Source organism: Streptomyces sp. NPDC102467 (assembly GCF_044765445.1).
Taxonomy (GTDB): Bacteria; Actinomycetota; Actinomycetes; order Streptomycetales; family Streptomycetaceae; genus Streptomyces.
Genome location: NZ_JBIWKA010000002.1, coordinates 440,554 through 460,898 on the forward strand (window position 1 = coordinate 440,554; position 20,345 = coordinate 460,898).

The following is a 20,345-nucleotide window of genomic DNA, read 5'->3' on the forward strand; positions in this document are numbered from 1 at the left end:
CGCGGGGGGGGGGGGGGGGGGGGCGGGGGGGGGGGGGCGGGCGGGGGGGGGGGGGGGCGCGCCCCCCCCCCCCCCCCCACGGCTGTGAGCTCCGGCCGCACCGCTGTGAGCTCCGGCCACACGGCTGTGAGCTCCGGCCGCACGGCTGTGAGCTCCGGCCGCACGGCTGTGAGCTCCGGCCGCACGGCTGTGAGCCGGCGCTCGGTTAGCCTGGTCGGACGATGAACCGCACTGATCAGCCCGCCCCGGCCGCCCCCCGTCTGACCACACCGTGGGGAGACGTCGACCTCACCCGTTTCCCGGCGGACCCTCGCGATGAGCTGCGCGCCTGGGATGCCGCGGACACGTATCTGCTCAAGCACCTCGCCGAGAGCGGCACCGGCCTGTCCGGCGCCGTCGTGGTGGTCGGCGATCGGTGGGGCGCCCTGGGCGCGGCGCTGACCGGCGCCGAAGGCTGCTCGCCGACGCTGATCTCGGACTCGTACGTCGGGCAGCGGGCGACGGAGGAGAATCTCGCGCGCAGGGACACCCCCTCGGGCGCCGGGGCCACCGGGGCCCGGCTGCTCACCACGCAGGACACCCCGCCGGACCGGATCGATGTCCTGCTGGTCCGGGTGCCGAAGAGTCTCGCCCTGCTGGAGGACCAGCTGCACCGGCTGCGGCCCGCCCTGCACGAGGGCACCGTGGTCATCGGCACCGGCATGGTCAAGGAGATCCACACCTCGACGCTGAACCTGTTCGATCGGATCATCGGCCCGACGCGTACCTCGCTCGCCGAGAAGAAGGCACGGCTCGTCTTCAGCACGCCGGACCTGTCCCTCTCCCCCGGCCGCAATCCGTGGCCGCACAGCTACCGACTGCCCGATGACATCGGCGTGTTGGCAGGTCGGACGGTGGTCAATCACGCCGGCGTGTTCTGCGCCGAACGCCTCGACATCGGCACGCGATTCTTCCTGCAGCACCTGCCGCGGGCCTCGGGGGCCGCCCGGATCGTCGACCTGGGCTGCGGCAACGGGGTCGTGGGGACGAGCGCCGCACTCACGGACCCGGACGCGGAGATCCTGTTCACCGACGAGTCGCACCAGGCGGTGGCCTCGGCCGAGGCGACGTACGCGGAGAACCGCGGCGACCGGCCCGGCAAGGCCGACTTCCGGGTCGGCGACGGCCTGGCGGGTGTGCCGGACGCGAGCGTCGACCTGGTTCTCAATAATCCGCCCTTCCATACGCACCAGGCGACGACGGACGCGACGGCCTGGCGGATGTTCTCGCAGGCACACGCCGCGCTGCGGCCCGGCGGCGAACTGTGGGTCGTCGGCAACCGGCACCTCGGCTACCACCTGAAGCTGCGCCGCCTCTTCGGCAACAGTGAACTCGTCGCCAGCGACCCGAAGTTCGTGATCCTGAAGGCTGTGCGACAGGACGGCTCACGGGCGCGGGGCGCGCGGCGCCGGTGATCACAAAGGCGTGCTGCGCGCCACGCCCCGGTGATCACGGACGCGTGGCCGCGCAGCACGGCCGGTCACCCGGGCGTGGCGCGCAGCACGGGTGACGCGGCGAGCACGGCCGCGGACAGGCACACGGCGCCGCACCCCGCGAAGAACACCCCGGCCCCCCAGGCCGCGGCGACGAGGCCGACGACCGGGTACAGGAACGGGCCGAGGCCCAGCGTGCACAGCGAGGTGACGGAACTGACCCGGCCGACGTAGGCGGGTGCGGTCCACCGCTGGAGCAGGGCGGACCCGAGGATCATCGGGATGCCGCTCGCCGCGCCGAGCAGCGCGCACAGCGCCACGGCGGCGCCGGGCCCCGGCCAGGTCAGGCCGAGGGCGGTGACCAGGGCGGCGGTGGCGAACAGACAGCCGGTGAGCACGGCGCCGGGCACCGGCACACCGCGTACGACGGTGAGCGCGACCCCCACGGCGGCACCCGAGACGCTGAACGCACCGAGGAGCAGCGACAACGTGCCGGGGCTCCAGCCGCGCTCCCCGGCGAGCAGGACGAGGGCGGTGCCGACCGGGCCGCTGAAGCACATCTCGCCGAGCCCGATGACGACGACAAGGCGGACGAGCCGAGGCCTTCCGCGCAAGTACCGCAGCCCGTCCCGGAGTTGGGCCCATCCGGAGCTCTCGGCGCGCCGCTCCGCACCGCCCGGCACCCGTAGTGCGACGAGCAGTACGAGCGAGGCGCCGAACAGCGCGCCGACCCCGGCGAACGCGCCCGCCGCGCCGCCCGCCGTCAGGGCCGCCGCGGCGGCGAACGGCCCCGCGGTGTTGGCGAACCGCACCGCGAGGGACCGCATGCCCTGTACCCGTGTGAGCTGTTCCGGCCCGGTCAGGCGCGTCGGCAGCGCGCCCACGGCCGGCAGGAACAGTGCGTCGGCGATGCCGAAGCACACCGCGAGCACGCACAGCACGCCGAGTTCGATGCCGCGCGTGTACGTCAGCGCGGCCGCGGCCAGGATCGTCAGGCAACGCACGAGATCGCTGCCGATGAGCACCCGGCGCGGCCCGAACCGGTCGGCGAGCACACCGCCGCCGAGCATCAGGACGGCCCGTGGCACGGCTCCCGCGGCGAGCACGAAGCCGGCCCGCGCCGGGCCCGCGGCCTCGGCGACGGCCCAGGTCAGCGCCGTGAAGTAGACGACGTCGCCGGTGACGGACGTGGTGTAGGCGCCGAGCCAGCGCAGCACGTTGGGGTCACGGTGGGCGGCAGGGAGCCTCGTCGTCACGGTCACGGTTCGACGGGCGGGTCCGCGGGGAACGCCTGGAACTGCACGGTGGCCGCCGCCGCGCCCGGCGCGGGCTCCTTGTCCCGGTAGCGCGTGATGGCGGCATACAACTCGCCTTTGAGTGCGGCGAGTTCCTCGGGCGTGACGTGCACGGCGACATCAGTGAAGGCCGATACCGCGAACCACTCGTCGGACATGCCGGGCACCGTCTGCGCGGCGGCCCGGCGCAGCGTCTCCGCGGCGGCGAGGGCGACGGCCTGGGTGTACGCGCGGCCCTCGGGTCCGCCACGCTCCGCCGGATCGTGCTGTGAGCCGCGGTGCAGGGCCCGCCACCAGCGGTCGCGCCGGTTTCCCCGCTCGGTGTCCTCTTCGATGAGCCCGCCCGACGCGAGGCGCCGTAGGTGATAGCTCGCGGCGCCGGAGTCCAGATCGAAGTGCCGAGCCAACTGCCGTGCGGTGGCGGGCCCTTGCTGCCGCAGCCGGTTCAGCAGCGCGAGCCGCATCGGGTGGGCGAGAACGCGCAGGGCGGCGGTGTCGAGCGCGATCTCGTCTGGCGACGTGGGGAGTCGGGGATCTGGTGTGTCGACCATGCGCCGACCATAAATCCAGAAGACTTCTTCGGGAAGGCTCGTTCCCGAACATTTCTTCGCAGACAGGGGGCCGGCGCTCAGCGCGGGGCAAGCGATTACCTGTCTCCCTAAGGCGCCGACCATAGTAATAAGCAGTAACTCTGCTTCCCCTCTTGCGAGTTGATAGCAAACGCTTACATCCTGCCGCTCATGAGACTTCCCTCCACACGACTCCGCCGCGTCCTCACCACTCTCGGCGCCACCGCGCTGCTCACCCTGGCGGCGAGCGGCCAGAGTTGGGCCTCGACGCCCACCGTCCGCTGGACGACCGGGGCGCCGACGCCGGTCACGCAGCTGACCCTGCCGATGTCGTTCGGGGCGGCACCCGACGCGTCCGGCATCTACTTCGCGTACTACACGACCCTGGAGAGCGGCACCCGCCCCTACGCGGGCTTTCAGCCCAAGCCCGTCGGCAGCAACGGCAAGTCCCAACTCCAGGCGGTCTTCAGCTCGTTCAACGCGGACGCCACGACCACCGACAGCAACTGCCAGTACGGCGCGGACGGCGGCGCGGGCGTCAGTTGCGCGGTCCGCTTCGACTACACCAAGGGCACGATGTACAGCCTCGTGCTGCGGCGGGCGAGTGACGACGGCACCACGCAGCTGATGACCGGCGACGTGGTGAACACGGCGACCGGCGCCACCGTCGCCCACATCGGCGGCTTCCGGCTGCCCGTCGCGTCGGGCCGCTTCAAGGCGGCGGACGCCGGGTTCGTCGAGCCGTACCAGACAGCCGGGTGCGCGCAGCGGGTCACGGTGACATACGGGAAGCCGAGCGGCACCGAGGGCGGCGTCACGTACACGGGCGGCCTGCCCGCGGTCACCGATCCGGCGTCCGGCAGCTGCCTGAGCAGCACGTCGACGGAGACGGGTGCCGGGCGTCAGGTGACGGTCACCGGCGACCAGTACGCGGGGCAGTAGGCCGGGCAGTGGGAGCGCGGGCATCGGGGTCGGCCGTAACGAGGCCTCCCCGTGCTTGTCGGAATGGATTCGTCCGGGTGACCATGCCCCCATGAAGGGTGATCTTTTCGCAAGTGAGTACATGGTGCAGGCCGCTGTCGCGCCGGGCATGACCGTCCAGAACCCCAAGTCGATCCGATACGTGGTCAACGGCGAGATGCTGGCGCGACAGGGGGCGATGATCGCCTACCGGGGAAATCTGCATTTCGAGCGCAAGGGCCAGGGCGTCGGCGGCATGCTGAAGCGGGCCGTCACCGGCGAGGGCCTGGCCCTGATGAAGGTGCACGGGCAGGGCGAGGCCTGGTTCGCACAGGAGGCGCAGAACGTCTTCGTGGTCGACATCGAGCCCGGCGACGTGTTCACGGTCAACGGCCGCAACGTGCTGTGCTTCGACGCCACGCTGTCGTACGAGATCAAGACGGTGAAGGGCGCGGGCATCTCGGGTGGCGGCCTGTTCAACAGCGTCTTCACCGGGCACGGCAAGCTGGGCCTGGTCTGCGAGGGCAACCCGCTCGTACTGCCGGTCTCCCCGCAGCAGCCGGTGTACGTGGACACGGACGCGGTGGTCGGCTGGAGCGCCAACCTCCGTACGTCGCTGCACCGTTCGCAGTCCATCGGCTCGATGATCCGCGGCGGTTCCGGCGAGGCGGTCCAGTTGATGCTGGAGGGCGAGGGCTTCGTGGTCGTCCGACCGAGCGAGGTGACACCGCAGAAGCCGCAGCAGCACTAAGGCCTGTGTGCGGTTGTGATCAGTGGGCGGCTTGCAGGAGGTCGTCGATCCAGATCATTGAGGCGCGGAGATGGAGTCCGGCGAGGTAGCTTTCGGGTGTCTTGTCGTAGCGGGTGGCGATGCCGCGCCAGGCCTTGAGCTTGTTGATCAGGCGCTCGACGGTGTTCCGTTGTTTGTAGATATCGGTGTCATGACTGATGGGCCGACCGCCTCGTGCGCCCTTCTTCTTCCGGTTGGCTGCTTGGTCCTTCTTCTCCGGGATGACTGCCGTGATACCGCGTTTGTGCAGGTAGGAGCGATTGCCGCGAGACGAGTAGGCCTTGTCCGCGGCGACCGCGCCGGGCCTGGTGCGGGGACGGCCAACCGGCAGACGTATCCGCACCTTCTTGAGCACCGGAATGAACTGCGGGCTGTCCGCGGCCTGCCCGGCGGTCAGGACGAACGCGAGCGGACGGCACTTGCGGTCCGCGGCGAGATGAACCTTGCTGGTCAGCCCGCCCCGGGACCGGCCAAGCAGAGCTTCTTTCAGGCGGAGTTTGCGTCGTCGTCGGACGCGCCGCCGCTCGGCCTGTCCGTTCTGTTCCTGCGATCCGCCCCTTTTTGCCGGGCCTTCTCCTGCACGCTCGCAGCTTCTTCCAGAGCCTCCATGAGGTCCTTGTCGACACGCATGCCCGCGGCGTCATGGTGGGCGCGGGCCGTGGTGGAATCCACGCTGACCAGCGATAAGTCGGATTCACCCTGCCGCGCAGCCTCGGCGATCACGCCCTCCAGCAAGGCATGGAAGACGCCGGCATCCCGCCAGACCCGAAAGCGCCCGTATACGGTGGCCCAGGGCCCGAACTCCGCAGGCATCTCTCGCCACTGGCCGCTGGACCGGAACCGCCAGATCACTCCCTCGAACTGGTCCCGCAGTCGTTCGGGGTACGGGCCGAACCTGCCGATCGGCAGGTAGGTCTCGATGAACTGCCACTGCTCGTCCGTGAGTTGCCTACGCGTCACAGTCAATGTCCTACCGGGCCCCACTCCATGGTGAGGGCAGAACCCCGCAACTGATCACAACCTCACACAGGCCCTAGGACCCTTCTGACGGACCTCCGCGCAGGGTGATCACAAAGGGACTGACAGATCGCGCGCGGCATGGTTACGATGCCGGAGATGAAGAACTTCTCCTTTTCTGGAATGGGGGAATCGTCCGCGCAAGGTGAGTGCTGATGGCACATCACTTCGCGAACGGGATTCCGGCCCACCTGTTGATGTGGCAGCGCGTACGCGAGTACGCCGTGCCTCCGTCCATGATCGAGACCGCGACCGCGCGACGTGCGGCCGGTGACTGGGCGGGGGCATGCGCCGCCGCCCGCGTCGACGTCGATCTCGATCTGCGCGCCGTGCGCGACCGCCACGGCACCGATCTCGCCCACCGCCTCCGTGCGGATCTGCGCCGGCTGGCGCCGGATCTGCTGCGCTGGCACCTGCCCCGGATCGCCCCCGACGGGCGGCTCCGTCCCGGCCTCACCGTGTCCCTCGCCCGGTACGCCACTCCCGGCGCCGCGCCACCCCAGCTCGTGGTGCGGACCCCGCCGGCCTGGGCCGACGCCGGACAGCGGTTGTCGCTGACCTTGTGGGAGGGGTCCGGGGACGGCGCTCCCACGCGGCATCCGCACCCGCGTACCCCTCCGCATCCGCATCCGCATCCCGACCGGCGTTTCCGGCTCGACCTGCACCGCCATCTCTGGGACTCCGAGCGCAGTGGCGAACTGGCACGCAGGTCCGTTCCGCCGGAGTCGCCCGATCGACCCGGCGTACTCGATTCCCCGTGGGCGGTGGGGAGTTGGGCCACGGAGGCGGAGTTGCTGTTGCGGGCCGAAGGTCTGCCTCGCGGGGCTTTCACTGTGCGGCTCGGTGCGCGGAACCGCGCCGCGTTCGAACTCGTCGCCCCCGACGACAGTCATGTCCCTACGTTCCGGCCGCTACCGGCGGCGCTGCCTCCCCAGCAGGTCGCGGCCCTTCCCGTACTGCCGGAGGCGGCGGCCCGGCTCCTTCCCGATCTGGAACTGCTGCGGGCCGGCCTAGTCTCGGAGGACCGATTGCATCCGCTCGTCGCCGCCGCGCTGGCGCCGTCCGGTACCGGGCCGTTGCCCCATACCGGGCCGTCACCCGCTACCTGGCCGTTGCCCGATACCTGGCCGTCGGCCGGGCGCGTCTCCGAGCCGGGTGACCCGCACCGCGTGGAGTGCCGGGGTGAGATCCACCGGATCGCGCTACGGAATCAGGTGCTGACCGCGATCGACCACGACCCGGCGCAACTGCGCCGGGAAGAATTGCTGGTGGCGCTCGGCGGGCCGGCCCTGCCCTGCCTGCGGGCGATCGACGCGGTGCACCGCGACCCGGAGGCACTGCCCGCCGTACGGGAGCGGCTCGGCCACGGTGATGTCGCCGGGGCGCTGGCCGTCGTCGAAGGGCTGCTCGGCCGCGGCGCGATCCTGCGCGACGGCCCGCTCCGGGACGCCCTGGACTCGGCCGCGGCCCGCCGCGTCGACCACGGGTTGTTCCGCGCGGGACTGGTCGCCGTGCACCCCGCCGCCGGTGCGACAGGAGGCGGGAACGCCTCGGGCGCGGGGCACCGACCCCGGCTCGAACGCCATACGCCTCAGGCGATCCGCCTCAAACACCGCAGCCGGGGCCGACCCCGAATCGGCCTGAACGGCTGATGGGCGGGCCCCGCCGGGCGCTTTGACGACGCCCGCGCCGTGCGATCTCGGTGCCCGCCGTACCAGGCGCACATCAGCCCGGATCACCAGCGGATGCGCGGGCCGGCTGTGCCGCTGTTCGGCGAACCCGGTGAACCCGGTGAACCCGGTGAACCCGGTGAACCCGGTGAACCCGGTGAACCGTACGACCCGGCGATCCCCGGTCGACCCGGCGATCCCCGGTCGACCTGGTCGACACGGCGAACCCGGCCGAACCATACGACCCGGCGAACCCGGACGGCCCGGATGACCCGCTTGACCCGCTTGACCCGCTTGACCGTACGACCCGGCGACCCGGCGACCCAGCGACCCAGCGACCCAGCGACCCAGCGACCCAGCGACCGTAGATTCGCCGCCCTCGCCGGTCCGGAGACCAACCGACATGCCGACACATCGACATGTAGCCCTGTCCCTCACCGCAGCACTGCACACCTCCTCCCCCGCCCCCCCCAGCCCGGCACCGACCCAACCTCCGCCCCTCCCTCCTCCTGTCCCCTCCTCCCCTCTCCTCACAGGTGATGCCCATGACCTCCAGCACCCTCCGGCCCACCGCCCCGATCTCCATCGGTGCACCCACCTCCGCCCTCGCCCCTTCCACCCTCACCCCCGACAACGAAGCCGGCTCAGGACCCCAACTCGCCGTCGCCGAAGGCCTCCTGGCCCTACTACGCGCCACCACCACCGAATCGCGCCCCGACGAACAACTCGAAGCGCTCACCCTCGCCGTTGCCGCCGATCTGCCCGTGCTGTTGTGGGGAGAACCGGGGATCGGGAAGACGGCGGCTCTGACGCAACTCGCCGTGTCGCTCGGGTTGCCTCTGACCACCGTGATCGCCAGCGTCCATGAGCCGTCGGACTTTTCCGGGCTGCCCATCGTGGGTGACGACCCGGCGGTGCAGGGGGTGCCGATGGCGCCGCCGCAGTGGGCGGTCGAACTCGTACGGGCTGGGCGGGGCCTGCTCTTTCTGGACGAACTCTCCACCGCCACCCCCGCGGTCCAGGCCGCACTGCTCCGGGTCGTACTGGAGCGGCGGGTCGGCGCCCTGCAGTTGCCCCCGGGCGTACGGATCGTGGCCGCCGCAAATCCGCGCGCGTCGGCGGCGGACGGCTGGGAGCTGAGTCCGCCGCTGGCCAACCGGTTCGTGCACCTGCACTGGGTGCACGACCGGGAGGTGGTGGTGCGCGGGCTCGGCGGGGTCTGGCCCCGCGCCGAACTGCCCCGGTTGCGGCCGGAGCGGATGACGGACGCCGTGGCTTTCGCCCGCCGCGCGGTCTGCGGCTTCCTGAAGGCCCGGCCGACGCTGATCCACCGGCTGCCGAGCACCGAGTCGCGGCGCGGCGGCGCCTGGCCCTCGCCTCGTAGCTGGGAGGCCGCCATGACTCTGCTGGCCTTCGGCACGGCGGCCGATGTCTCACGTGACGTGCTGGCGCTGCTGGTTCGGGGCGCGGTGGGGGACGGGCCGGGGCACGAGCTCCTCGCCCATCTGGACCGGATGGATCTGCCGGACCCGGAGTCGCTGCTGGCCGATCCGGCCGCCGCCGAACTGCCGGAGCGCGGCGATCTGCGTCAGGCGGCGCTGGAGGCTGTGGTCGCCGCCGTCGGTGCGCGGCCGGAGCGGGATCGGTGGGATGCGGGCTGGGCCGTACTGGTCAGGGCTCTGCAGACCGGCGCCCCTGACCTGCTGGTCGCCCCGGCGACGGCGCTGGCCGCGCTGCGGCGTGACGACTGGGAGGTGCCGGAGGCGGTGGAGCGGCTGGCCGAGGTGGTCGGTCTCTCGCGCCGGGCCGACCGGTCCGTGGGACGAGCCACGGCAGCCGGCGCCGAACGCGCGACGCGTACGATGCGGGCCGGCCGATGACCAGCACCGAAAAGCACCCACCGGCACACCCTCACCCGCACCCGCACCCGCGCCCGGTGCCCCGGCCCGCCCCGCCCCGCCCGGCGCGGGCCACCGTACCCAGGCCCACGCCTACGCCACCGCCCGGCTCCGCCGACTCGGCCGACCGGTCCGAACTCCCTCTGGACATCGAGAAGTTGCTGGCCGCCCGGTTGCACGCGGTGAAGGTCCGGCCGTATCTGGCCGCCGCGCTCTTCGCCCTGCACGTGGTGGAGGACAGGACGGTGCCGACGATGGCGGTGGACGCGCACTGGCGGTGCTACGTCTCCCCCGGCTTCGTGGCGCGTACCCCCGTGGAGGATCTGGCGGGCGTCTGGGTGCACGAGGTCTCCCACCTGCTCCGGGACCATCACGGACGGGGCGAGCGGTACGCGCGCGAGCACGAGGAGCAGGGAGCCGGCGCGCGGCTGCGCCGGAACATCGCCGCCGACTTCGAGATCAACGACGACATCTACGGCGACGGGCTGCCGCTGCCCGCCGGCGCGGTACTGCCGTCCCTGCTGCGGCTGGACGACGGACTGCTGATGGAGGAATACCTGCGGACCGCCTCGATGACCGACCTCACCGTGGACCTGGCGTGGCTCGACTGCGGCAGTGCCGCCGACGGGCAGGACCGGCCCTGGGAACTGGGTCCTGACGGAGCCCACGGACTGAGCAGGCACCAGCGTGACGCGGTCCGCTTCCGGGTCGCGGAAGGGATCAAGGGCCGGCCGGGCGACGCGCCGGAGGGGTGGCGCCGGTGGGCGGACACGGCGTTCCAACCGCCGCAGCCCTGGAGGCAGTTGCTGGGGGCGGCGGTCCGCACGGCCGCGGGTGCGCCGGGGGTGGGCGAGAACCACAGCTACCGGCGTCCGTCCCGGCGTTCGGCGAGCGTCCCCGGGGTGCTGCTGCCGAGCCTGCGCCGCACGCCGCCCCGGGTCAGCGTCGTGATCGACACCTCCGGGTCGGTGAGCGACGCCGAACTGGGCAGCGCCCTACTCGAGGTCGCGGCGATCTCGCGAGCGGTGGGCGGGCGGCGCGACCTGGTCTCGGTGATCTCCTGCGACGCGGCGGCCGGGATCGCCGTCCCGATCTGCCGTGCGGAGAACATCGAACTGGTCGGCGGCGGCGGAACGGATCTGCGCGCCGGTTTCGCCCGCGCGCTGCGCTCCCGGCCCCGCCCGGACGTGATCGTCGCCCTGACGGACGGCCAGACGCCGTGGCCCTCCGCGCAGCCGCCCTGCCGCACCGTCGTCGGTCTCTTCCCGCGCCCCACCCGATCCGTGAACGAGAACAACCCCGACTATGTCCCGGACACCCCGCCGCCCTGGGCGCGTGTCGTCACCATCAACTGACCAGGGGCGCGACGGTCCTCGGCGGCTGCGCCTAGGGCCCTTCTGACGGATCTCCGTGGGAGAAGGAGCGGCGTAGTGGGGTCTCCCCTGCTCGAACGGAGTTGAGAGCTTGGGGAAGCGTGCCCTCGGCGTGCGGTGTGAAAAGTCATGTGGCGGAGCCACCTGTCCCTTTGCGCCGTGCGGTGAGGGGGCGTGCCGGGCGTCGTGACGCCGCGGAGATCCGTCAGAAGGGCCCTAGGGCCCTAGCTGTACTGGGCGTCACCGGCCCGCTCGCCCTCTCGTACCGCGATCCGGGCCAGTTTCGTCAGCATCATGCCGTTGCGGATCTTGACCAGGTACTCCACGGGGAGCCCGTGCATGCGGGTGCCCGGGCCACGGAGGGGATGCCAGTCCAGAACGAAGAGGGTGTGCTCGGCCCAGGGGATCAGGTTCATGGCGATGCGGGCCGCGCCGAAGGGGTCCGCCTTCGCCTCCAGCTCCAGGCGGTGCTCCGGTTCGCAGATCCGCACGACGCTGGTGTCGTCGAGGGTGAGCGGGCCGAGTCCGACCCGCACCTTGAGCGCGGCACCGACCTGCGGCCACTCCGGGTCCGCGGCCAGAATCTGCTGCGTTCCCGTCACCCATTCCCCGAAGCGATGGCCGTCTGCCAGCAGTGCCCAGACCGCGGACGGCGGGCTCAGGATGAGGCGGCGGTTGCGGGCCACGTCGATCACGCTCCTCGGGAGGTTGCGACCCCAGCTTCACCCCGGCCACCCTCGTGGGACACCTAGACGGGTCCGGACGGGGGTGGCCGGCGGTGCGCCGATCGCGACCGGTGCACCGCCACCGGCTCAGGTCACCCGTAGAGCGAGCGGGCTCCCGGGCTGTCGCCCGTGAAGCGCTGGCCCGCGGCGATCTCCTCGCCGACGACCCACCAGACGGTCTCGTCGTCCTGGAAGGGGAGCGGGTCGACGCCGCTCGTCTCCTGACGGACACGCTCGACCTCGCTCTCCAGGCGCTCGAAGTCGGCTTCCTCATCACTGTCGTCACCATCGTCGCCGCCGTCACCGCCCTCGCTGAAGGTGAACTCCTCAAGCAGGCGCTGGAACCGGACGGTGACCTGGACGAGGGAGGAGACGTCCGTGTGGAGTGCTTGCGCGGTCTCCTCGTCGGCGTCGAAGGCGTGCACCTTGCCGGAACCGGAGTCGAGGGCGAGGTGGGCGTTGAGCAGCCAGCCGATGACGGGCCATGCGCCCGCGCCCTCCGGGGCATCCTCGAAGTCCCCGAGGTCGACGACGTCCTGGACGAGGGGCAGCCGACCGGAGTCCTCGTCGGGTTCGCGCAGCAGGAGCGTCCCGGTGGGAACACCGACGGTCTGCAGGAGGCGGGCGCCCTCGGTGTCCGCGGTGGAGGGCGGGAAGGCGGTGGCGGGCAGGGTCGCGAGCCGGTCCTCGCCGAAGATGTCGGCGAGTTCGCTGCGGGTGATGTCGAAAAGCACTGCCGGAACTCCGAACTCGGCGGCGGCACAGGCGCCGTGAGACTTTCAGTGGATGGGAGCGGTCACAACAACCGACCGCGGTGCGGGTCGAGGCGCTTGCGGCGCATCCGATCCCGCCCGTCTCACCCGCCCGTCCTCTTACGGAACGAACTTGTTGTCGGTGGGCGAGAAGTTCATCACCGTATCAGTGCGTCCGCCCTCGACACCGTGCTGGTCCCACTGCCCGTGCAGCCACTTGACGTAGGCACGGTGCTCCCGGTCCTTCCTGTGACCGGAGAGTTCCTTGCCGTCCGCTCCCTTTTCGGACTGGTCGTATTTCTGGCTGTGGGTGACCTCGAGATGGTCGGGGAATTCCCTCGCGAGATATTTGTTGCACTTGGGATTCTTCTGGCAGGGCTCACGTTCCGTGTAGAGCTCGCCGACGTTGCCCTCGTGCCCCTTCTTGATCAGCGGGTGTCCGATGGACCGTTCGGAGTGTGCCCTGCCGCTGGCGCCGACCAGGATGAATTTCTTGCCCTTGCCGTCGTCGTGCAGCGCTGAGGCGTAGTTGCCGCCGGGGATGTAGGAGTCAAGGCGTTCGGTGCGGTTGGCGAAGCGGCCGAGCTGGCTGGCGCGGGCCAGCTCGGTGGAACCGGGCGCGACCTTCGTGGAGCCGACGGTTCCCTTGGCGGGCTTGTCCTTGCGCTGCTTCTCGCCAGTGGTCCACGGGTACCAGGCCTTGTCGCCGAGTACGTCTTTCACTCCGGAGGAGTCGTTGTGAGCAACAGGAGTGGTCTTCCCGTTGGGGTGCAGCTGGCGGATCGAACCGTCGTCGCTGAGCAGGTACATGGGCGTACCGCCGTCCCGCTTGACCTTCTTGACGTCGACCTTTTCGGCCTCGTCGCGAACGTCGTGATCCTTGCGCTTCTGGTGCCGGGAGGCAGCCTTCACCCGGTCCGGGACCGTGTCGGTGACGTGGTCGGTCACCTTCTTCGCGGCCTCCACCATGCCGTCGATGGCGCCCTCGAGCACGCCCTCCCACGGCTCGGAGAAACTGTCCTTGCCCTTGGTCCTGCTGAAGGCGCTCTTCGACTTGCTGAGGTGGATTCCGGACTGGCTGCCCATGTCGCTGCCGTGGCGGGAGACCTTGCCTGCGCCGTCCTCGAACTCGAAGTGGTCGATGACCGTCCTCTTGCCCGCGCTGCCGGAGCCGCCGTCGTCGTCGCCCGCGGAGGCCAGTTTCATGCCGCCCGGCTTGTCACCGGGGTTGAAGGCCCCCTCGGCGAGGTCGAGGGCCATGTCCGAGACGAGCTCGGCGAGTTTGGCGGTGACGGGCTCGGTGACCTTCGCCATGAGCGCGTCGACGATCTGGTCGACCGCTTCGTCGACGATCCGCTTCACGATGGTGCGCATCAGCGCGATCTCACCGGCGGCGACCGCGGCGGAGATACCCAAGGTGAAGGGGGCGGCGGCGAGTTCGGCGACGATGGTGCCGGCGAGGATGCCGAGTTCGACGCCTGCCTTGACCTTCAGGCCGCGGATGATCTGGCCGACGGCGTCGCAGGCTTCCGCGAACAGCCGGGCCACCTCGGGGATCTTGTCCAGGTGGCCGGTCTTCACATGTGACCAGTGCTTCTGCATGGAGTCGACGGCCCAGCCCTCGGAGGAGCCGAGGATGCGGGTCACGGCCTTGTCCGCGTCGCCGCCGCGGCCTTCGAACTCCTCGGCGAAGTCCCGCATGGACGTCGCCATTTCGAAGTAGTCGTCCTCGTCGACGTTCGGCCAGCTGACCCCGATGAGGTCAAGTGCCTCGTCGATGATGCTGGGCAGTACCAGACCCATGGCCGCGTGCTCCGTCCCCGTCATCTACATGATCTTTCGCCCAGGCTAACGGGAGAGGTTGTCAGGTACACAAGCGGAAGCGTCACGGTTCTGCGACAAGGGACTTATCTGGCGGTGTCGGCAACGGAATTGACCGGGTCCGCCCGGGGGAAACGGAGTCTCTCCGGTGCCATGAGGGTGCCCGTTCACCGCGTCGCAGCCGTTACCGCATCCGCATCCGCACGAGCGCCTCGTCCGTCCCCACCACCAGATCCCCTTCCGCCGTGAAGGCAAGGGCGTGGGCCTGGCTGCCGGGGTGGAAGGTGCGCAGCCGGTCGTCGTCCAAGGCGCGGTGTTCGACGAGGCCATCGGCCCAGGCGATCGCGAGGACGAGCCCGGTGTCGGCCATCGCCACCGCCACCGCGTTGACGGCGCAGTTGCGGGCGGCCACCGGCTCGGACATGGGGTCGGTGTGCGGGGCCCATGCGCGTACGGTGCCGTCGGCACCGCCCGTGTACAGCAAAGTAACGGTGTCGCCCGCCGCGGAGACGGGCAGGGCGGTCCCCGCGACCGCGGTGACACGCCCTCGGTGGAGAGAGGCGGTTCGCGGCTCCGCGCCGACGGTCACCACGTGCACTGTTCCGGCGGCATCGCCGAGGACGACGCAGTCCCCGGTGCCGGTCAGCGCGGTGGCCGTCTCCTGCTGACGTTGCGTGTACTCACCTACGGCTTCGAGGAGTTGCTCCCGCGCTGAGGGGCCGTCGTCGAGGAGGGCGGCGAGCCCCTTGGGCTGTGCGGAGTCCGCGGCGCGCTGGGTGTGCAGGAGGCCGTGCTCGTCGAGGACGCCGACCGTGCCGTCGCCGTACTCGGCGGTGGCACGGACGCCGGGCGCGGCGTGCGGCAGGCGTCCGGCGGAGCGGGCACTCTCCGCGTCGAGGAGGCGCACGGTGCCCTGGTGGTCGGCTACGACGAGCTGCCCGGCGAGGGGGCCGGTGCCGATCGCCATGGAACGGACCGGGCCGGGCCACGGTGGAGTGACGTCGCCGCGCACCCGGTGCCAGACGACGGACCAGGAGGCTCCCTGCGCAAGGGAGTCGAGGGCGGCGGGCAGTCGCGGATCACCGGCGTCGCCGAGTGCGGCGAGGAGGACGAGGGCGCGTTCGGCGGCCGGCTGCTCGCGGGTCAGAGAGGCACCGGCCCGCAGCCAGGCGGCGCGCAGGCCGCCATGGCCCTCCTCGGAGCGTTCGTACGCGGTGGTCACGCTCCAGGGGTCCGCCGCGCAGACCGAGGCGGGATCGTCCAGGTCGAACGGTTCCGCCGGTTCCGGGCCCTGCTCCGCGAGTCCGGCCTGGTCGACGGGGTGGGCCGCGTCCCAGGACTCGCGGCGAACCTCGTCGGTCCACTGGGGCTCGTCCAGGTCCATGTGGGCGCAGGGTGCGGCGGTGAGCGCCTGCGCCCACTGCGTGCCGGAGCGGACCTCGACGAGTACCCGGACGTGCTCCAACGAGGCCAATTGCAGGGCCAGTTCGACGAGGGGTCCAGGCTGGTCGGCGGAGTGCAGTTCCGGCAGCGCGATGACGGTGCGGCGCCGGTCGGCGGCGAGCGCGGCCAGCAGGTCGCCCGGGGAGGAGGCGGCGATCGACAACTGTTCGCCGAGCATCCAGGCGGCCGTGGTCGCGGTCTGGCCGGGCAGCGGTACGAAGCCGTGGACGCGGCGTTCGCCGACGGTACCGGGCCGGGTGCCGTGGCCGATCAGCCAGGAGAGGAGCCGCGATTTGCCGCTGCCCTCGGAGCCGGTGACCACGGCGAGGCCGGGGGCACCGGGGTCGCCGAGCCAGACGAGCAGGGCGGCCGCGGCGGGGTCCCGCCCGGAAGCGGGCCGGGACCAGCGCAGGGCGGGGTCGGCGGTCACGAACCCGTCTCCGTCTCCGAGGCGCCCGCGCGGCGTGTCACTGCCGGGCCTGCTGCGCGGCGTGGGTGATGAGTTCCTTGAGGCCTTCCTCGCGGGACTCCGCGGTGTCGCCGTAGTCGAAGCTGTGCGTGAACTCGGCATGCGGGAGGACCGCCTGGAGCCAGGCGGAGCAGTAGTGGCCCGGCATCATGCACGGTTCGAGTTCGCAGTAGACGCGGCGGACCTGCTCGGGCTCCACTCCGGCGGAGGAGAGCTGCTGCCACAGCTGCTCCTCGGGGTGCATGCGGCCAGGGCCGGCCTGGGCGGTGACGATCTGCCTCTCGCCGTCCCTGCCGACGTACTCGAAGGCCGACGAGAAGGGGAAGTTGAGGGTGTGGCGGACGTCGTCGAGCACCCGCGACCACCAGTTCTCCCGGTCGGCGACGGCCTCCGGGTCGATCTGCCGGATCTCCTGGACCAGCGCGGCGAAGGCCTCGGCGGCGGAGTGGAGCCCGTCGGAGGCCGCGATCACCGGGAGGGCGCGGTCCAGGGCGGCGGCGCAGTGCGTGAAAGCGGCGATGTCCGAGTTGACGAACAGGCGGGCTTCGTCGCGGCCGAGGAAGAGGGCCTGCACGGAGCCGTCGGTGCGTACACACAGGCTCGCCAGCCGGTCGGTGCCGATGCGCACCCACTCCGCCCAGTCGCCCTCAAGGGCCACGCCCCGGTGGCCGGTGTACATCCCGAGGGTGGGCCCGTCGGTGTCGTCCGCCGCGATGAAGTACGGGCCGACGTGCAGCGGCACACCGATTTGCGCGAGGTGGGCGCGGGCCGAACCCGGCACGGTTCCGTACGAAGCGGGCACGCTGATGCGACGCAACCCCTGAGGACCGAACTGTGCGACGGCGGGGTCCGAGGGGAACTCGGGCATTACAGACCTCTCACGGGGGCGGACTGACCGGCTCCACCCTATGCGCAGGCCGGGCGGGGGCCGGAGGGCTGTGACGAATCCGGGACGAGGCCGGGGTACGCGGCCGGGACGAGGCTGCCCGACCGCGACAAGTCGCCGGCGAGCGCCGCTAGACGCACAGCGTCGCGGTCACCGCGACGGCGGTGTACTTCATGTCGAAGCCGCCCCCCATGGCGTCGATGGCGGAACCGACCCCCGCCATGACCTTGTCGAGTTTCTCGGGCGGGAATTGACCGTGGTCCCCCTGCGTGGGCAGTTGATCCAGCCATTCGTCCTTGCTGTACACGTGCTGCCACTCGAACCGCCATTGCTCGGGCTCACCGAATCCGCCGACCTGGCGAATCCCCTCGATGGTCTTGGCGAGCAACGGCGAGGTGTTTGTCGGTGGAGGCGTCGGCATTCTGTAGGCGCGCGTGGCCAACGCGTCCGGCACCACCTCGACATAGACCTCCCTGAAAGCCTCGCGCACCTCTTCCGGAGGTTCGGCGACATTCCAGAAGGCGGCGAACTGTCCCCCCGGACGCAGCACCGACGCCGCCTTGAGCGCGCCCGCTACGGGGTCTACCCAGTGCCATGCCTGTCCCGAGACGACCCCGTCGAATCGACGTTCCGCCGCTTCCCATTCCTCGAATCGCGCGACGTCGACTTCAACTCCCTTGGCCCGCGCGAACTCCGCCATCCGCACATCCGGCTCCACGCCGAGAACCGAACACCCGGCGGCCTGGAATTGGCGCGCCTCGATACCCGTACCCGTGCCTACATTCAGTAGCTCAACACCCGGGCACGACCGCACTATTCGGTTCACCAAGTCATCTGGGTAGCGAGGTCGCGTCCGGTCGTAGCGTTCCGCGTTCACCCCATAGGATTCGGCCACGCGCCGCTGCTGATGGAGTTCTCCGCCGAGCTTCAAATTCTCCATGGAGCGAACTTAGTGGGCGTGCGCCCACTCCGTCAATCCGGAAACGGTAAGGTGGGCGCGCGCTCATCTTGATGGCCGGGGCGCAGGCAGGCCGACGTACGAGAGGATCTGTGAGTGCCGACTGGAGTGCACCTGCGCGATGCGCGGCAGCAGCTGTTCGACGCCGCCGAACGCGTGCTGCTGCGCGACGGGCCGAACGGGCTGACCGGCCGGGCCGTCACCGACGAGGCCGGCTGCGCCAAAGGCGTCCTGCACCGGCACTTCACCGACTTCGACGCCTTCCTGACCGACCTCGTACTCGACCGGGCCGGGCAACTTGAGCACCAGGCGAGTGCGCTGCGCGAGTCCGCCGGCACCGGCACCGTGGCGGACAACCTCACCAGCGCGCTGATCGTCTCGTTCGGACCGGTTCCGGTGGCGATCATTCCGCTGATCACGTTCCGGGACGAGCTGCGCGCTCGCCTTCGGCAGGCCATGCCCGGAGGCGGCATCGCGATCCTCGCCCAGGCCACGCAGGCGATCTCCGCCTATCTCGCCGACGAGCGTGGACTGGGGCGCATCGCGACCGACGCCGACATCGACTCGCTCACGCTCTCCCTGGTCGGTGGCGGGCATCTCCTGTTCACGGACCGCGACACCGGACCGCCGACCACGGCGGCCGTCCACAAGTTCGTGACAGCGGTCGTCGCCGACGCTGTTCAGCGACGCCCGTCGTAGAGCGTGTCCGGACTCGGGGGCGCGGCGGTGGCCGGCCCCCTGTCCGGACGGATTCGGGAGGCCCCTGCCTTAGCCGCGATAAGCCTCCAGCAACCGCAGCCACACCTCGCTCACCGTGGGATATGACGGCACCGCGTGCCACAGGCGGGCGATCGGGACCTCGCCGGCGATCGCGACCGTGGCCGAGTGGATGAGTTCGCCGACGCCGGGGCCGACGAACGTGACGCCGAGGAGGATCTCGCGGTCGAGGTCGACGATCATGCGGGCGCGGCCGGTGTAGCCGTCGGCGTAGAGGCCCGCTCCGGCCACGTTCGCCATGTCGTAGTCGACGGCGCGCACCCGCAGGCCCGCCGCCTCGGCCTCGGCCAGGGTCAGGCCCGCGCTCGCCGCTTCCGGGTCGGTGAAGACGACCTGGGGGACGGCGGCGTGGTCGGCGGTGGCCGCGTGGGCGCCCCACGGGTCGGTCTCCAGGATCGGGACGCCCGCGGCCCGCGCGGTGATCACGTCGCCCACGATGCGGGCCTGGTACTTGCCCTGGTGGGTGAGGAGGGCGCGGTGGTTGGCGTCGCCGACCGCGTAGAGCCAGTCGCTGCCCTCGACGCGCAGGGTGTCGTCGACGGTCAGCCAGGAACCGGGCTTGTGGCCCACCGTCTCCAGGCCGATGTCGTCGGTGCGCGGTGCGCGGCCGGTCGCGAAGAGGATCTCGTCGGTCTCCAGGGTCGAGCCGTCGCCGAGGGTGACCGTGACGGTGTCGCCCTGTCGCTCGACGGCCTTCACCGACACGCCCGTACGCACGTCGGCGCCTGCCTCGCGCAGCGCGTCCGCGACCAGTTCCCCGGCGAACGGCTCCATCCGGTTCAGCAGTCCGTCGCCGCGTACGAGCACGGTGACCTGCGAGCCGAGCGCCTGCCAGGCGGTGGCCATCTCGGTGGCCACGACTCCCCCGCCGACCACGACGAGGCGGCCGGGCACGTGGTCGGAGCTGGTGGCTTCCCGGCTGGTCCAGGGCTTGGCGTCGGCGAGGCCCGGCAGATCGGGCAGGGCGGCGCGGGTGCCGGTGCAGACGGCGACCGCGTGCCGGGCGGTGAGCGTGGTGACCGTCCCGTCGTCGGCGGTGACCGTGACCCGGCGCGGCCCGGCGAGGCGGCCGTGGCCGCGGTAGAGGTCGGCGCCGATGGACTCGATCCAGCCGACCTGGCCGTCGTCCTTCCAGTGCGAGGTGTAGTAGTCCCGGTGGGCGAGCACGGCGGCGGCGTCGAGCGGTCCCTGCACGGCCTGGCGCAGGCCGGGCACGCGGCGGGCGTCCGCGCGGGCGATCACCGGGCGCAGCAGCGCCTTGCTGGGCATGCACGCCCAGTACGAGCACTCACCGCCGACCAGTTCGCTCTCCACGATCGCGGCGCTCAGGCCGCCGGCCCGTACCCGGTCCGCCACGTTCTCGCCGACCGGCCCTGCTCCCACCACTACAACGTCGTACTCAATAGGTTCCGTCATAAGCCCTAGTGTGGTCGTAGGTGTGCCGGTGGGCCACATGGGTACGTGCGCGGA

The 20,345-nt window shown here is 71.3% G+C and carries 16 protein-coding genes and 1 pseudogene; 7 read left to right on the top strand and 10 right to left on the bottom strand.

The window, feature by feature from the left end; genetic code table 11:
- Positions 1 to 221: 221 nt before the first annotated feature.
- Positions 222 to 1,454 (top strand): methyltransferase, encoded by a 1,233-nt coding sequence (locus tag ACIREE_RS05210; RefSeq protein WP_404146446.1) that lies wholly within the window; start codon positions 222 to 224, stop codon positions 1,452 to 1,454.
- 65 nt (positions 1,455 to 1,519) lie between these two features.
- On the opposite strand, the gene ACIREE_RS05215 is transcribed toward ACIREE_RS05210, so the two are convergent.
- The gene (locus ACIREE_RS05215; protein ID WP_404146449.1) at positions 1,520 to 2,734 is read right to left on the bottom strand and encodes an MFS transporter; all 1,215 of its coding nucleotides are present in this window, start codon (positions 2,732 to 2,734) and stop codon (positions 1,520 to 1,522) included.
- Positions 2,731 to 3,318, bottom strand: coding sequence for a helix-turn-helix domain-containing protein (locus ACIREE_RS05220; protein ID WP_404146452.1), 588 nt, complete (start codon positions 3,316 to 3,318; stop codon positions 2,731 to 2,733). The genes ACIREE_RS05215 and ACIREE_RS05220 overlap by 4 nt, the downstream gene beginning before the upstream one ends.
- Before the next feature lie 189 nt (positions 3,319 to 3,507).
- Between ACIREE_RS05220 and ACIREE_RS05225 the strand changes: the two genes are divergently transcribed.
- Positions 3,508 to 4,278 (top strand): hypothetical protein, encoded by a 771-nt coding sequence (locus ACIREE_RS05225; RefSeq protein ID WP_404146454.1) that lies wholly within the window; start codon positions 3,508 to 3,510, stop codon positions 4,276 to 4,278.
- Between the two features lie 91 nt (positions 4,279 to 4,369).
- A complete protein-coding gene (locus ACIREE_RS05230) occupies positions 4,370 to 5,047 on the top strand; it encodes an AIM24 family protein (protein WP_404146457.1) in 678 nt (225 codons plus the stop codon).
- 19 nt (positions 5,048 to 5,066) lie between these two features.
- On the opposite strand, the pseudogene ACIREE_RS05235 reads toward ACIREE_RS05230, so the two are convergent.
- Positions 5,067 to 6,046: pseudogene (locus ACIREE_RS05235) on the bottom strand (IS5 family transposase).
- A gap of 212 nt (positions 6,047 to 6,258) precedes the next feature.
- Here ACIREE_RS05235 and ACIREE_RS05240 point away from each other — a divergent pair.
- The 3 genes from ACIREE_RS05240 (at position 6,259) to ACIREE_RS05250 (ending at position 11,026) form a co-directional block, all read left to right on the top strand.
- On the top strand, positions 6,259 to 7,755 hold the full coding sequence (locus tag ACIREE_RS05240; RefSeq protein ID WP_404146460.1) for a hypothetical protein: 1,497 nt from the start codon (positions 6,259 to 6,261) through the stop codon (positions 7,753 to 7,755).
- Between the two features lie 563 nt (positions 7,756 to 8,318).
- Positions 8,319 to 9,653, top strand: coding sequence for an AAA family ATPase (locus ACIREE_RS05245; protein ID WP_404146462.1), 1,335 nt, complete (start codon positions 8,319 to 8,321; stop codon positions 9,651 to 9,653).
- A gap of 167 nt (positions 9,654 to 9,820) precedes the next feature.
- Entirely contained in the window at positions 9,821 to 11,026 is a 1,206-nt protein-coding gene (locus tag ACIREE_RS05250) for a VWA-like domain-containing protein (protein WP_404146844.1), read from the top strand.
- 242 nt (positions 11,027 to 11,268) lie between these two features.
- Here ACIREE_RS05250 and ACIREE_RS05255 read toward each other — a convergent pair whose 3' ends face one another.
- The 6 genes from ACIREE_RS05255 to ACIREE_RS05280 all read right to left on the bottom strand — a co-directional run bounded on the left by ACIREE_RS05255 (position 11,269) and on the right by ACIREE_RS05280 (position 18,080).
- On the bottom strand, positions 11,269 to 11,730 hold the full coding sequence (locus tag ACIREE_RS05255) for an SRPBCC family protein (protein WP_404146464.1): 462 nt from the start codon (positions 11,728 to 11,730) through the stop codon (positions 11,269 to 11,271).
- 131 nt (positions 11,731 to 11,861) lie between these two features.
- A complete protein-coding gene (locus tag ACIREE_RS05260) occupies positions 11,862 to 12,503 on the bottom strand; it encodes an SUKH-4 family immunity protein (protein WP_404146467.1) in 642 nt (213 codons plus the stop codon).
- A gap of 138 nt (positions 12,504 to 12,641) precedes the next feature.
- Complete coding sequence (locus tag ACIREE_RS05265) at positions 12,642 to 14,348, bottom strand: nucleic acid/nucleotide deaminase domain-containing protein (RefSeq protein ID WP_404146470.1); 1,707 nt, start codon at positions 14,346 to 14,348, stop codon at positions 12,642 to 12,644.
- A 178-nt stretch (positions 14,349 to 14,526) separates the two neighbouring features.
- On the bottom strand, positions 14,527 to 16,215 hold the full coding sequence (locus ACIREE_RS05270) for a hypothetical protein (protein WP_404146473.1): 1,689 nt from the start codon (positions 16,213 to 16,215) through the stop codon (positions 14,527 to 14,529).
- A 37-nt stretch (positions 16,216 to 16,252) separates the two neighbouring features.
- Positions 16,253 to 17,122: a nucleic acid/nucleotide deaminase domain-containing protein gene (locus ACIREE_RS05275; RefSeq protein ID WP_404146476.1), complete on the bottom strand. Its 870-nt coding sequence runs from the start codon at positions 17,120 to 17,122 to the stop codon at positions 16,253 to 16,255.
- A gap of 148 nt (positions 17,123 to 17,270) precedes the next feature.
- A complete protein-coding gene (locus ACIREE_RS05280; protein ID WP_404146479.1) occupies positions 17,271 to 18,080 on the bottom strand; it encodes a class I SAM-dependent methyltransferase in 810 nt (269 codons plus the stop codon).
- Between the two features lie 114 nt (positions 18,081 to 18,194).
- Between ACIREE_RS05280 and ACIREE_RS05285 the strand changes: the two genes are divergently transcribed.
- Positions 18,195 to 18,797 (top strand): TetR/AcrR family transcriptional regulator, encoded by a 603-nt coding sequence (locus tag ACIREE_RS05285; protein WP_404146482.1) that lies wholly within the window; start codon positions 18,195 to 18,197, stop codon positions 18,795 to 18,797.
- 69 nt (positions 18,798 to 18,866) lie between these two features.
- Here ACIREE_RS05285 and ACIREE_RS05290 read toward each other — a convergent pair whose 3' ends face one another.
- A complete protein-coding gene (locus ACIREE_RS05290) occupies positions 18,867 to 20,291 on the bottom strand; it encodes a dihydrolipoyl dehydrogenase family protein (RefSeq protein WP_404146485.1) in 1,425 nt (474 codons plus the stop codon).
- Positions 20,292 to 20,345 lie beyond the last annotated feature (54 nt).

Coding starts and splice junctions, on each gene's coding strand:
- ACIREE_RS05225 (WP_404146454.1), top strand. CDS start 3,508: ATGAGACTTCCCTCCACACGACTCCGCCGCGTCCTCACCACTCTCGGC.
- ACIREE_RS05280 (WP_404146479.1), bottom strand. CDS start 18,080: ATGGAGAATTTGAAGCTCGGCGGAGAACTCCATCAGCAGCGGCGCGTG.
- ACIREE_RS05230 (WP_404146457.1), top strand. CDS start 4,370: ATGAAGGGTGATCTTTTCGCAAGTGAGTACATGGTGCAGGCCGCTGTC.
- ACIREE_RS05265 (WP_404146470.1), bottom strand. CDS start 14,348: ATGACGGGGACGGAGCACGCGGCCATGGGTCTGGTACTGCCCAGCATC.
- ACIREE_RS05210 (WP_404146446.1), top strand. CDS start 222: ATGAACCGCACTGATCAGCCCGCCCCGGCCGCCCCCCGTCTGACCACA.
- ACIREE_RS05220 (WP_404146452.1), bottom strand. CDS start 3,318: ATGGTCGACACACCAGATCCCCGACTCCCCACGTCGCCAGACGAGATC.
- ACIREE_RS05240 (WP_404146460.1), top strand. CDS start 6,259: ATGGCACATCACTTCGCGAACGGGATTCCGGCCCACCTGTTGATGTGG.
- ACIREE_RS05245 (WP_404146462.1), top strand. CDS start 8,319: ATGACCTCCAGCACCCTCCGGCCCACCGCCCCGATCTCCATCGGTGCA.
- ACIREE_RS05275 (WP_404146476.1), bottom strand. CDS start 17,122: ATGCCCGAGTTCCCCTCGGACCCCGCCGTCGCACAGTTCGGTCCTCAG.
- ACIREE_RS05290 (WP_404146485.1), bottom strand. CDS start 20,291: ATGACGGAACCTATTGAGTACGACGTTGTAGTGGTGGGAGCAGGGCCG.